Below are 12,426 nucleotides of genomic sequence, written 5' to 3' on the forward strand. Positions count from 1 at the left end.
GTGCCTAACAGCGAAGAAGAGCGTGATACAGCGACCACGCTCTTTATGAGGAGGGGATCAGAGCACTTTTTGTTCGGCGAGATCAAGGGCGAAATAGCTGAAAATGAGGTCGGCTCCGGCGCGTTTAATCGCACCGAGGCTTTCCAGCACCACATTGCGCTCATCAATGGCACCGGCCTGTGCGGCAAATTTAATCATCGCGTATTCGCCACTCACCTGATAAGCCGCCAGCGGCAGTTCGGTGCGTTCGCGGATATCGCGCAGAATATCCAGATAAGCGCCTGCCGGTTTCACCATCAATGAGTCCGCGCCCTGCGCCGCATCAAGCAACGATTCACGGATCGCTTCCCGACGGTTCATCGGGTTCATCTGGTAGGTTTTACGGTCGCCTTTCAGCGCCGTTCCGGCCGCTTCACGGAACGGGCCGTAAAACGATGAAGCGAATTTGGTGGAATAAGACATGATGGCGGTCTGGGTGAAGCCTGCCGCATCAAGTGCGCGGCGAATCGCCTCAACCTGACCATCCATCGCCGCTGACGGGGCGATGAAGTCTGCACCGGCTGCGGCGGCAACAACGGCCTGCTTGCCCAGGTTTGCCAGGGTTGCATCGTTATCGACGCCGTGATCACAGAGCACACCACAGTGGCCGTGGCTGGTGTATTCACAGAAGCAGGTGTCAGACATCACAATCATTTCCGGTACGGTATCTTTGCAGATGCGCGACATGCGCGCCACCAGACCGTTTTCGTTCCAGGCATCGCTGCCGGTGGCGTCGGTGTGGTGAGAAATACCGAAGGTCATCACCGAGCGGATGCCCGCTTTGGCGATGCGCTCAATCTCATAGGCGAGACGCTTTTCCGGAATTCGCATCACGCCAGGCATCGCCTGAATCGCTTTGTAATCGTCGACTTCTTCTTCAACAAAGATAGGCAGAGCCAGATCGTTCAGGCTCAGGGATGACTCCTGGAACATTTCACGCATTGAGGCGCTGGCGCGCAATCTTCTTGGGCGCTGGATAAGGGAATAATCAGACATTTTCATTCTTACGCAGGTGAAAAAAGTAACAACAGTTTACTCCCTTTGACCGCGAGGGATGAAGGTTTGTGTGCGGTAACAGAGAGGGAAAAGCGCTCTCCCGCCGGGCGACGGGAGAGCAGAACGATTACTCGTTGATATCCGGATGCTGCTGCACCAGGTTTTTACGTTTCGCTTCCAGGCGGGCGATCTCTGCATCGATATCTTCGATTTTGTTCTCGATGTTATCGTGATGTTCCTGCAGGATTTCGCGCGCTTCTTCCATATCGGACGCAGCTGGCGTTGCACCTTTCAGTGGCTTGTTTGCCGTCTCTTTCATGGAAAGACCGGTAATCAGACCAATGATCGCCACCACCATCAGGTAGTAGGCTGGCATGTAAAGATTGTTGGTGGTTTCAACCAGCCAGGCGGCCAGCGTTGGCGTCAGACCCGCAACCAGTACAGAGATGTTAAACGCACTGGCCAGCGCACTGTAACGGATATGGGTCGGGAACATCGCAGGCAGCGACGAGGCCATGACACCGGTAAACGAGTTAAGAATAACGGCCATCAGCAGCAGACCACCAAAAATCAGTCCCAGCACGCCACTGTTAATCATCATAAAGGCGGGAATGGCAAAGACCAGCAGAGCGATACTGCCGATGATAACAAAGGGACGACGGCCAAAGCGGTCACTCATCATGCCGATCACAGGCTGAACAAACAGCATACCGATCATGATAGCGATGATAATCATCACACCATGGTCTTCGCTGTAGTGCAGGTTATGCGACAGGTAACTCGGCATATACGTCAGTAACATGTAGTAGGTGACGTTGGTGGCGATAACCAGACCGATACAGGAGAGCAGGCTGCGCCAGTGTTTGGTTGCAATTTCCTTAAACGAGACTTTCGGACCATCCTGCAGGCCTTCGCGGTCACCCTGTTCCAGTTTGTCCACATGCTGCTGGAATGCCGGGGTCTCTTCCAGCGCATGACGCAGATAAAGGCCGATAATGCCCAGCGGCAGCGCCACGAAGAACGGCAGACGCCAGCCCCACTCAAGGAAACGTGCTTCTCCGATAACAGAAGAGATCAGCACGACCAGACCCGCACCGAGTACAAAGCCCGCAATTGAGCCAAAGTCGAGCCAGCTTCCCATAAAGCCGCGTTTGCGGTCAGGCGAATACTCCGCCACGAAGATTGAGGCGCCGGTATATTCACCGCCCACGGAGAAGCCCTGCGCCATCTTCGCAAGCAGCAGCAGAATCGGTGCCCAGATGCCGATAGACGCATAGGACGGTATCAGGCCGATACAGAAGGTACTGACCGACATGATGATAATGGTAATGGAGAGGATTTTCTGACGACCATATTTGTCGCCCAGCATACCGAAGAAGAGGCCACCCAGCGGACGGATCAGGAAGGGTACAGAGAAGGTTGCCAGTGCAGCAATCATCTGAATGCCGGGTGACACGTCCGGGAAGAAGACTTTACCCAGCGCATAGGCCACGAAGCCATACACACCGAAGTCAAACCATTCCATCGCGTTACCCAGAGAGGCCGCAGTGATGGCTTTACGTAAACGAGCATCATCAATGATGGTGACATCATTGATCCCAATTGGTTTTACACGCTTCCTACGCAATTTCATAGAATTACCCTGTAATGGAACACGAAAGTCCTCAACGGCGCGAGCCGTGGTAAATCGTTCAGACCGCTGCGTTGAGAAATTTAAGCATAGCCGTAATTAAGCGCTCATTACGCGCCAGCGAACACAATAATTACTGTTGTGATTATTGCAAACAGCGACAGAGTATACCGTTTTTGTGTGATATCTGTCATGTTTGAGCTAATGCTGACCTGTTCCGGCAATCTTTATGACTGTTTAGCACCGCAAAAAAATTATCACGCTGCGTGACGACAGCCGTTTTTTTCAGCAGATTGTCTGCGCAAGTGATGTTTATTTGCGCTTAACGGGAGGGATCCCTGTCCGACGGTTCAGTGCGAAGGGTCGGGGGCTGGACATTATTCGTCGGTGAACGAGCTGGCGCAAGAGCCGCGGGTGGCAATCCCGGTTTCGGTGTCGTCCGGTTTTCGATGTGCTGCGGAGGTTCAAACGTGACACGGGTCAGCCAGCACACGCTGATCCCCCTGACGCGCCAGCCACTCTGCCAGCGATGTGTTATCCATCGGGCGGGCGTAATAAAAACCCTGAATAAACACGACGCCGCGCTGTTGGAGATAGCAAAATTGCAGCTCCGTTTCCACACCTTCACCCAGCACCTCCAGCGCCAGACTGTGACTGAGATTGATGATCGCATCCAGCACTGGCGTTTCGCCTTCCAGCGATTCGATAGCGTTAATGAATCCACGATCGATTTTCAGATAATCCAGCGTGAAGGTCTGTAAGTAACTCAGTGAGCAGTGGCCGGTACCAAAATCATCAATCGCAACCTTCATACCCGCATGGCGTAACTGCTCCAGCTTACGCGCCACCGCTTCACCCTCTTTAATCAGACTGCGCTCAGTCAGCTCAAGCGTAATGACAAACTGCTTATCTTTTATTTTGTCGGCGAATTGCAGCATATCGCGAACAAAATCAGGATGCTGCAGATGCTCCGCCGCCACGTTAATCGCAAGGTGAAAATGGGGATCCACCTGCCAGCTCTGCACATCCTCTGCAATCAAATCGAGCAGGTGGCGGGTCAGCGGCACAATCATCCCTTCCGCTTCTGCTGCACCAATAAAAATATCAGGCCGAACGCCGTTACCGTCGGACGTTGTCCAGCGCAGCAGCACCTCTGCACCGCTACAGCGTTGCCGCCGGTTATCATAGACTGGCTGATAGTGCGCCCTGAACTGGCCGCAGATGATGGCCCGGCGAATCTCATCGCGCCATGAAATACGCCGTCGCAGCCAGTTCGCCGTCAGCATCATCAGCAGAACAGAAAAGATCGCCGCCATCGGCATGATAATAAAAATCACCTGGCGCCAGGCAGAGATCAGCTCAGTGGGCGAGGCAATCAGAGTGACAGAGAGCGGGTAGCGGTTTGAACGGGCCTCATAAATCAGAGGCTCAAACCAGCCGGATGCAGCAATTTGTGGGTCACCAAACGAGATGGGGGCGCCGTCGCTGAATGCCATGCTGAAATGATAGCGGTGAGTGCTGCTGATAGCGCGCATCAGATCAAGCAGATACTGGCCATCAACCACTGCCCAGAATCCCACGCCATCAGGCAGGTCACGCAAAAAAATCACGGCCGGGCGATCCGGCACACCGGAGGTGCCGGCAATTGACAGGCTCCACCAGGCTTTTCCGGTGACCGGCGCATCGCGCATGATCATATCTTTCAGTAAACCCGGCATGGTTCCATATGCTGACGAACAGCCAATTCTGTTTTCTTCAATTTTACCGACTGCGCGGAAATAGGGATTCAGTGAGCCGATGCGCTGTAACTGATTCTGAATCTGACTGCAGGGCTGATACTGAAACTGGCGCAGCGTATTAATCATATCCCAGGCGCTGTCACTCATTCTTTCAGCCTGAGAGAGCAGGGTATTGGCTGCATTCACCTGATGCTGCTGGACGGTGTGGCGCGCATCCAGAGCAGTAAAAAAAAGGCCAATAAGCAGAGGCAGCACACCGGAGAAAATAATCACCAGCCTGGCATAGTCGCGTTTTCGTTTCAGTAGCGGCACCGCTGAATCCTCTGAGTATTATTCGTTTTATGCAGGGGCTGAACAGTTGCGCAGCATAGCATTTCTCCGGGCCAGGCAGATTAGCGTTTTTGCGAGCAACAGAACTGACTCAGGTCAATTATCGACCCGACACAGCCTTAATTGAGGGGGTTGTTTTGCTTTCATTTGAATTCGGCAGAAATCAGGCAGGGATAAGTAACGCGGAGGAAAACATCTCATTGCGGCCAGCAGAGACCCTGGCCCGTCAGAATCGGGCACAGGGTAGCCGTTGACTTAATGAGCAAAATAGATCTGTTTCAAGGCGACTTCAACGCCGCGCAGTTCAGCAAGACCTTTAAGACGTCCAATGGCTGAGTAACCCGGATTCGTGCGTTTATGCAGGTCGTCCAGCATCTGATGACCGTGATCGGGACGCATAGGTATTGCCCGCAGGTTGCCTGCACGGCGACGGCGCTGCTCTTCCGCCAGAATGACTTTGATCACGCCGACCATATCGACATCGCCCGCCAGATGCGCCGCTTCATGGAAGCTGGCGGGATTAGCTTCGCGCTTCGTGGCGCGCAGATGGACAAAGTTGATGCGGTCGGCATAGGTTTCCGCCATCTCAACCAGCGCATTATCGGCACGCACACCATAAGAGCCGGTACAGAAGCAGAATCCGTTGTGCAGGCTGTCCACGGTTTCTTTCAGCCACTGCATATCTTCCTGCGTGGAGATAATGCGTGGCAGACCCAGAATAGGACGCGGTGGATCGTCCGGATGCACCGCCAGTTTAACGCCCGTCTCTTCCGCAACCGGCACGATGGCGCGCAGAAACGTTGCCATATGCTCGCGCAGTTTCGCTTTATCAATACCGTCATACTGTGCCAGTTGCGCCTGAAACTGCGCCAGGGTGTAACCCTCTTCAGCACCTGGCAGACCGGCGATAATATTGCGCACCAGGGTGTTTTTCTCTTCTGCGCTCATGGCGGAAAAGCGCTGCGCTGCGGCCTGCTGCTCGGCAGCGCTGTAATCCTTCTCCGCGCCCGGGCGCTGTAGCAGATAAAGCTCAAAGGCGGCAAACGCATCAGCGTCGAAGCGCAGCGCTTTTGCGCCATCTGGCAGCGTCCAGGCGAGGTCGGTGCGCGTCCAGTCCAGCACCGGCATGAAGTTGTAGCAGACGGTATCAATGCCGCAGGCAGCCAGATTGCGTATCGACTGCTGGTAATTGGCAATGTAGCGAAGGTAGTCACCCCGCTGAGTTTTGATCGCCTCATGGACCGGGATACTTTCGACCACCGACCAGACCAGACCTTTTTCAGCCAGCAGGGCCTGGCGTGCTTTAATCTCTTCAACCGGCCACACCTCGCCGTTAGGGATATGGTGCAGCGCCGTTACAATGCCGGTCGCACCCGCCTGACGCGCATCATCCAGGGATACCGGGTCGTTTGGGCCGTACCATCGCCATGTATGTTCCATTATTACTCCTTAGTGTGATGTGGCCCAGTGGTCAGGCCGCTGGGCCAAGAGTATGATAGTGGACAAAACAGGGCCGTGATCCGGATCGCAGCATCACAAACTGCATCAGCGATGTGATCGGTTTTAAGCGGACGAAGAGGAGAGGGTGATGACGCTACCCGTTATTAAAACTGAGCGACTGTATCGTCAGATCGCCAACGTCATTATGGCCGGCATTACGCGCGGTGACTTTGCGGCAGGAGGCTTACTGCCGCCAGAGCGCGAGCTGGCAAAACAGCTGGGTGTCAGCCGCTCGTCAGTGCGTGAAGCATTGATTGCGCTGGAAATGACCGGCTGGGTCGATATCCGCACGGGCAACGGCGTCTACGTCGCGCAGCCACTGCCGCAGGCCGCCGTTCCGCAGGAGAGTTGCAGTCTGCAGGACCTGCTGCAGGCGCGGGAAGCCTTTGAAGGGATGCTGGCGGGATTTGCCGCACGTAACGGCACCGCCGTTCAGCGCGCGGCACTGCTGGCGCTGACCGCTGAACTGCAGCAGTACAATGCAAACGATGCGGCTTTCCTGGAGCAGGACAAACGCTTTCACCTGCTCATCAGCGAGATGAGCGGCAATGATGTGTTACGCGACCTGCTGGAGCAGTTATGGAACCGGCGGCACAGTCCGCATGTGCAGCGACTGGAGCGCCATTATGCTGATAATAACTTCGCACGCGAGATGAATGCTGACCATCAGCAGATCGCCGAGGCCATCGTGGCGGGCGATGAAGCGGCTGCCCGTCAGGCGATGGAGAACCATCTGCAGCACGTGCAGCAGCAGCTACTTGGTTAATCCCCGCGCCCGCTTAGGTCGTCCGGTGCCCAGCATAATCGCCAGACGACTGCCGCCTGGCGTAGTTTCCATCAGGATTTTGGTAATGCTGGTCAGCGGCACCGAGAGCAGCATGCCGACCGGCCCGAGCAGCCAGCCCCAGAACACCAGCGACAGGAACACCACCAGCGTTGATAAGCCCAGACCGCGACCCATCAGTCGCGGTTCCAGCATATTGCCGAACACCATGTGAATCGCGGTAAACAGCGCCGCCACCATCGCGGCATCAAACAGACTGTTCAGTAACAGCGCCTGAAGTAAGGGCGGGATACCGGCGATAATCGGACCAATATTGGGAATGAAATTGAGGATAAATGCCACGACACCCCAGAGCAGCGCGAACTTCACATCCAGCAGATAAAGACTCAGCCAGACCGCGATGCCGGTAATCAGACTCACCAGCGTTTTCAGCGCCAGATAGTGCGTGACCCCTTTCAACGCTTTATGCAGCCCGGCGATGCGGATTTTAGGATTCACCAGCGCGTTACGCATTTTATAGGGCAGGTGATGAACCTCAAACAGCATAAAGACCACGGTCAGCACCAGCAGCACAGTATTGGTCATCGCACCGGAAAAGCCGCTCAGCGCCACGCTTGCCAGGTTCATCATAGTGTTAGGATCGAAACGCTGTACCAGCGCATCTGTTGAGATATTGATATGAAAGCCTGCCGCCAGATGTTGCAGCACCGTCATCTTCTGCTCCATCGTGGCACGTAGTTGCGGGTAGAGGTCGGAAAACTCGCTCATTGAGCTGGCGATGATGGCGCCCAGCAGCACAAGTGCGCAGAAGATCACCGTGATAACCAGGCCAATGGCCAGTCCACGGCGAAAGCCCCGGCGCATCAGCATCGTCACCAGTGGGTTGAGTACAATTGCAAAGAACGCCGCCAGCAAAAGCGGAACCAGAATATCGGACGCTGCCCGAACCCCGGCGAGGATGATGACCAGCATCGCCAGTTTTATCAGAATATTTTGTCCGATCTTTTCCCGTTGCAGCTCGCTCATTCTCTCTCTCATAACGTAAATTGGCTGTTGAAAGTGTAGCTGAAAGAAAATTAACAATCTGATTTATCAGAGAAACGGTAAAGCGCGGCGGCAAAGTGGCGAGAGTATTAGCGCCACAGCACTCAGCTATAGCAACAGAACAGCCACTCTCCCTTGTGGCTGTTTTCATCCGGTTATCTGCAGCATGTCCGCGCTGTCGTGTTCGCCAGATAACCGTGCCATTGTGATGCGCAGGAGGCGAAAGCGGGTATAGTTAAGGGATAAACCTTATCATTCAGCCAAATACGATCGTGAGGACGCATGCCTGAACAGCCTGCAGCGGAACCGACTACCCCACATGGCAACCTGAATATCTCTCTGCTGATCCTCTCTATTGTGGCCTACAACTTTGCCAGCTATCTCACCATTGGTCTGCCGCTGGCGGTATTGCCAGGCTGGGTGCATGACCAGCTGGGCTTCAGCGCGTTCTGGGCCGGCCTGGTGATCAGCCTGCAATATGTTGCGACGCTGCTGAGCCGGCCACATGCTGGGCGCTATGCCGATCTCTGGGGACCCAAAAAAGTGGTGGTCACGGGCCTGGTAGGCTGTCTGATCAGCGGATTGTGTATTCTGCTGGCGGCCCTGATCGCATCACCGATGTGGAGCCTGATCCTGCTCTGCGTGGGCCGGTTGATTCTGGGCGTGGGCCAGAGTTTTACCGGCACCGGCACCTCGTTGTGGGGAGTGGCAAGGGTGGGTTCACTGCACATTGGTCGGGTAATATCCTGGAACGGGATCGTCACCTATGGCGCGATGGCCATTGGCGCACCGCTCGGCGTAGTGATCTTCCAGGCAGGCGGTTTGCTGTGGCTGTCACTGGTCATTGTTGCCATCTGTGTCGTGGGCATCGTCTGCGCCGTGCCGCGTCCGGCTGTAAAAGCCAGCCGCGCCAGACCGCTGCCGTTTCGGGCTGTGCTGGGAAAAATCGCCGGTTTTGGTGCGATTCTGGCGATGGGATCGGCGGGTTTTGGCGTTATCGCCACCTTTATCACGCTGTTCTATCAGGATAAAGGCTGGCAGGGAGCCGCTTTTGCGCTTTCCCTGTTCAGCATGGCTTTTGTTGGCGCACGCCTGCTGTTTCCCAATGCGATTAACCGCCACGGCGGTCTGCGGGTCGCCAGCGTTTGTCTGGCGGTTGAAGCGGCCGGACTGTTTCTGGTCGCCGCCGCGGGTAATCCCTGGATGGCAAACGCGGGTGCCTTTCTGACCGGGGCAGGTTTTTCTCTGGTGTTCCCGGCGCTGGGCGTGGTGGCGGTAAAAGTGGTGCCGCAGCAGAATCAGGGCAGCGCCCTGGCAACCTATACCGCCTTTATGGATCTGTCGCTGGGGATAACCGGGCCACTGGCCGGATTCATCATGAATTATGCGGATGTCTCACGCGTCTATCTGCTCACGGCGCTGCTGGTCTGTGTCGCGTTTTTCTGCACGCTGCGGCTGCTGAAGCGTCAGGCATCGCAGTCAGCAGCAGACGGTTCTTCAGAATAAAAAAAATGGCCCAGCAGCGGGCCATAACGTCTTTTCAGACACAGATAAACGGATAAATGCGGGATGCAGCAGGATTCAGGCCTGCAGCAGTTCAATACTGTGGCGGATCTGGCGTTCAATCTCCGCCGGGGTCCAGCTGTTGAGCTGACCGGAGAACGGCTCAAAGGCGTAGACGCCCTTATAGCCAAGCATCTCCAGCCGTTTAACCTGCACCACGCTCTTCAGCACATCATTGTCATTCAGCATGATGCGTTCTTCGTCGGTCAGTTCGGCGGTCGGACGTTGATCTTCCACGCCTGAAAGGTGCACCAGTCCAATCTGGTCAATATCGATACCCACCGGGAATTCCTGTTCAGCCTTCTCATAGAGATGATGATGAAAAGTATCCAGCAACAGCTTAAAAGGCACACCTGCCGCAGCGATCAACGCCTGCGCCTGCACGATCGAACGCAGTGAGCTGACCGGGAAACCCAGTGGCTCCACCAGCCCCAGAATGCCATAGTGGGCAAAGCGCGGCGCCAGCGCCTGCATCGCCGCCTGTGTCTGCTGAGGCGACACGGTAATCCCCTCATTCAGCGGACACATCACCAGCGCTTTTGCACCAATCTGTTGTGCTGTCTGTAACAGCGCCTCGGCCCGGCTCAGCAGCGCATCATCAATATGGTTAAACGGATAGAGCGCATTAATGCTGATGATATCAATGTGGTATCTGTCGGCCAGGGCGCGCAGTTGATCGGTGCTGAGATCGTCAGTGACGCTGCCGCCGGGCATATCATTACGCAGTTCAACCTTGCTCAGGCCCAGACGCTGAACCAGCTGAAAGAAGGCTTCCAGCGAGAGCCGGGGCGCAATTTTGCGGTTGATACAGAAACGGGTTGGGTCGATGGCCATGCGCTAACTCCGGAACATGAGAATGTTGCAACCAAAGAAAACATTTATTTCATAATTAGTGAATTATGAAATATATTTTATTAGATCAGCCTCGCATTAATTTCATATTTCGTTTCACGCTGATGCGTCAACGCTGGATCGACTTCGCAGAAACAGACGTAATCCACGCCGCGGTAATTCCCCTGTTACGCTAAGGCTGACCGGTAATATTGCTCTGCTGCTCTCATCACGCGGTCAGACAGGGGTGGACAATAAAAATGCGATCTGTGCCGCTAAAATCAAATTTTCCAAAAATAACTATTTGAAAAATTTATTCCACTGTAATAGCTTCATAGCACGCTTTCAGGTTTGCCTGGTCAGGCAGTGTGGCAGGCCACAGGGCCCGTCTGCAGGGAACTTAACCATCTTAAGAGGCAACATCATGACAACCATAGGTAACTTTATTGGCGGTAAAATCACGTTCAGCGCCAGCAACGAAACCATTCCTGTTTACGATCCGGCAACCGGCAAAGTGGTTCGTGAACTGACGCAAAGTACCGCTGATGAAGTGGCTCAGGCGATTGGTGTCGCGCATGACGCATTTTCAGCCTGGTCTAAAACTTCGCCGCTGCGTCGCGCCCGCGTTCTGTTTAACTTTAAAGCCCTGATGGAGCAGCATCGTGATGAGCTGGCAGCGCTGATTGTCTCTGAGCATGGCAAAGTCTGGTCCGATGCACTGGGTGAACTGACGCGTGGCATTGAAGTGATTGAGTTTGCCTGCGGGATCCCTCATTTGCTCAAAGGCGAATATTCCCCGAACGTCGGCGGCGGCGTTGACAGCTTCTCGCTGATGCAGCCGGTTGGCGTCGTGGCGGGCATTACGCCGTTCAACTTCCCGGCGATGGTGCCATTGTGGATGTTCCCGATCGCACTGGCCTGCGGTAACACCTTTGTCCTGAAGCCACCGGCGCTGGATCCGTCTGCGGCCGTGCGTATGGCCGAGCTCCTGACCGAAGCGGGCCTGCCGGATGGCGTATTCAACGTGGTGCACAGCTCTAATGAAGATGCTGAGCAGCTCTATAAGGATCCGCGCATTGCCGCGGTGAGCTTTGTCGGCTCTTCAGGCGTAGCTGAGCATATCTATAAGACCGCCAGCGCCCACGGCAAGCGAGTGCAGGCATTTGGCGCGGCGAAAAACCACGCTATCGTTATGCCGGATGCCGATCTGGATGCCACCGTCAACGCCATCATGGGCGGTGCGTTTGGTTCTGCCGGTGAACGCTGTATGGCTCTGCCTGTTGTTGTCGCCGTGGGTGATGACACCGCTGACAAGTTGATTGCCCGCCTGACACCGCTGGTGAAAGCACTGCGTATCGGCCCGGGAATGAGTCAGGGTGCCGAAGAAAATGAGATGGGTCCGGTTGTCTCCGCTGCGCACCAGAAGAAGGTGCTGGGTTACATCGATAAAGGCGAGCAGGAAGGTGCGAAGCTGGTGGTGGATGGCCGTAACGTGCAGGTTGCGGGTCACGCAGAAGGTTACTACGTTGGCGGCACGCTGTTTGATAACGTCACCTCTGAGATGGTGATCTGGCGTGAAGAGATTTTTGGGCCGGTGCTGAGCATCATGCGCGCACCGGATTACGACAGCGCACTGCAACTGGTTAACAGCCATGAGTTTGGCAACGGCAGTGCGATTTTCACCAGCAACGGTCACACCGCGCGTGAGTTTGTGCAGAACGTTGAAGCGGGCATGGTGGGTGTCAACGTGCCGGTTCCGGTGCCGATGGCATTTCACAGCTTTGGCGGCTGGAAGCGTTCCGTGTTTGGCGCGCTTAATGTCCACGGGCCGGACGGCGTGCGCTTCTATACGCGCATGAAAACCGCCACCGTGCGCTGGCCATCCGGTCAGCAGACCGTGTCTGAATTCAGTATGCCAACCTTAGGCTAATTTATTTCAACGTCGATCACGGATCACGGTGTGCGACCGG

The 12,426-nt window shown here is 55.3% G+C and carries 9 protein-coding genes; 3 read left to right on the forward strand and 6 right to left on the reverse strand.

Going from position 1 to position 12,426, the window contains the following annotated elements:
- Nucleotides 1–57 precede the first annotated feature (57 nt).
- From hemB to uxuA, 4 genes are all read right to left on the reverse strand, one after another.
- Nucleotides 58–1,035 (reverse strand): porphobilinogen synthase, encoded by a 978-nt coding sequence (gene hemB / locus EE896_RS01425; protein WP_033734324.1) that lies wholly within the window; start codon nt 1,033–1,035, stop codon nt 58–60.
- A gap of 127 nt (nt 1,036–1,162) precedes the next feature.
- Nucleotides 1,163–2,668 carry a glycine betaine/L-proline transporter ProP gene (gene proP, locus EE896_RS01430; RefSeq protein ID WP_003852158.1) on the reverse strand — a complete coding sequence of 502 codons (1,506 nt, stop codon included), beginning with the start codon at nt 2,666–2,668 and terminating at the stop codon, nt 1,163–1,165.
- A gap of 461 nt (nt 2,669–3,129) precedes the next feature.
- Nucleotides 3,130–4,716 carry an EAL domain-containing protein gene (locus EE896_RS01435; RefSeq protein ID WP_140916346.1) on the reverse strand — a complete coding sequence of 529 codons (1,587 nt, stop codon included), beginning with the start codon at nt 4,714–4,716 and terminating at the stop codon, nt 3,130–3,132.
- A gap of 273 nt (nt 4,717–4,989) precedes the next feature.
- Nucleotides 4,990–6,174 (reverse strand): mannonate dehydratase, encoded by a 1,185-nt coding sequence (uxuA, locus tag EE896_RS01440; protein WP_008926304.1) that lies wholly within the window; start codon nt 6,172–6,174, stop codon nt 4,990–4,992.
- Between the two features lie 148 nt (nt 6,175–6,322).
- Here uxuA and EE896_RS01445 point away from each other — a divergent pair, with 148 nt between their 5' ends.
- Nucleotides 6,323–7,000: a FadR/GntR family transcriptional regulator gene (locus EE896_RS01445; RefSeq protein WP_078805116.1), complete on the forward strand. Its 678-nt coding sequence runs from the start codon at nt 6,323–6,325 to the stop codon at nt 6,998–7,000.
- Here the strand turns inward: EE896_RS01445 and EE896_RS01450 are convergent.
- Nucleotides 6,989–8,044, reverse strand: coding sequence for an AI-2E family transporter (locus EE896_RS01450; RefSeq protein ID WP_003852166.1), 1,056 nt, complete (start codon nt 8,042–8,044; stop codon nt 6,989–6,991). The genes EE896_RS01445 and EE896_RS01450 overlap by 12 nt on opposite strands.
- Nucleotides 8,045–8,344: 300 nt before the next feature.
- On the opposite strand from EE896_RS01450, the gene EE896_RS01455 reads away from it, so the two are divergent.
- Nucleotides 8,345–9,568 (forward strand): MFS transporter, encoded by a 1,224-nt coding sequence (locus tag EE896_RS01455; protein WP_110410945.1) that lies wholly within the window; start codon nt 8,345–8,347, stop codon nt 9,566–9,568.
- A 75-nt stretch (nt 9,569–9,643) separates the two neighbouring features.
- Here the strand turns inward: EE896_RS01455 and EE896_RS01460 are convergent, their stop codons facing one another.
- Entirely contained in the window at nt 9,644–10,459 is an 816-nt protein-coding gene (locus EE896_RS01460) for a TIM barrel protein (RefSeq protein WP_003852169.1), read from the reverse strand.
- Nucleotides 10,460–10,880: 421 nt separating this feature from the next.
- Here EE896_RS01460 and EE896_RS01465 point away from each other — a divergent pair, with 421 nt between their 5' ends.
- Nucleotides 10,881–12,386 (forward strand): CoA-acylating methylmalonate-semialdehyde dehydrogenase, encoded by a 1,506-nt coding sequence (locus EE896_RS01465; protein WP_003852171.1) that lies wholly within the window; start codon nt 10,881–10,883, stop codon nt 12,384–12,386.
- Nucleotides 12,387–12,426: the final 40 nt, after the last annotated feature.

Origin of the sequence: Pantoea eucalypti (genome assembly GCF_009646115.1) — a bacterium.
GTDB lineage: Bacteria > Pseudomonadota > Gammaproteobacteria > Enterobacterales > Enterobacteriaceae > Pantoea > Pantoea eucalypti.

What these genes read in the sequence shown, in the direction of transcription:
- proP (WP_003852158.1), bottom strand. Translation starts at nt 2,668, where the DNA reads ATGAAATTGCGTAGGAAGCGTGTAAAACCAATTGGGATCAATGATGTC.
- EE896_RS01445 (WP_078805116.1), top strand. Translation starts at nt 6,323, where the DNA reads ATGACGCTACCCGTTATTAAAACTGAGCGACTGTATCGTCAGATCGCC.
- EE896_RS01460 (WP_003852169.1), bottom strand. Translation starts at nt 10,459, where the DNA reads ATGGCCATCGACCCAACCCGTTTCTGTATCAACCGCAAAATTGCGCCC.
- EE896_RS01465 (WP_003852171.1), top strand. Translation starts at nt 10,881, where the DNA reads ATGACAACCATAGGTAACTTTATTGGCGGTAAAATCACGTTCAGCGCC.
- uxuA (WP_008926304.1), bottom strand. Translation starts at nt 6,174, where the DNA reads ATGGAACATACATGGCGATGGTACGGCCCAAACGACCCGGTATCCCTG.
- hemB (WP_033734324.1), bottom strand. Translation starts at nt 1,035, where the DNA reads ATGTCTGATTATTCCCTTATCCAGCGCCCAAGAAGATTGCGCGCCAGC.
- EE896_RS01455 (WP_110410945.1), top strand. Translation starts at nt 8,345, where the DNA reads ATGCCTGAACAGCCTGCAGCGGAACCGACTACCCCACATGGCAACCTG.
- EE896_RS01450 (WP_003852166.1), bottom strand. Translation starts at nt 8,044, where the DNA reads ATGAGCGAGCTGCAACGGGAAAAGATCGGACAAAATATTCTGATAAAA.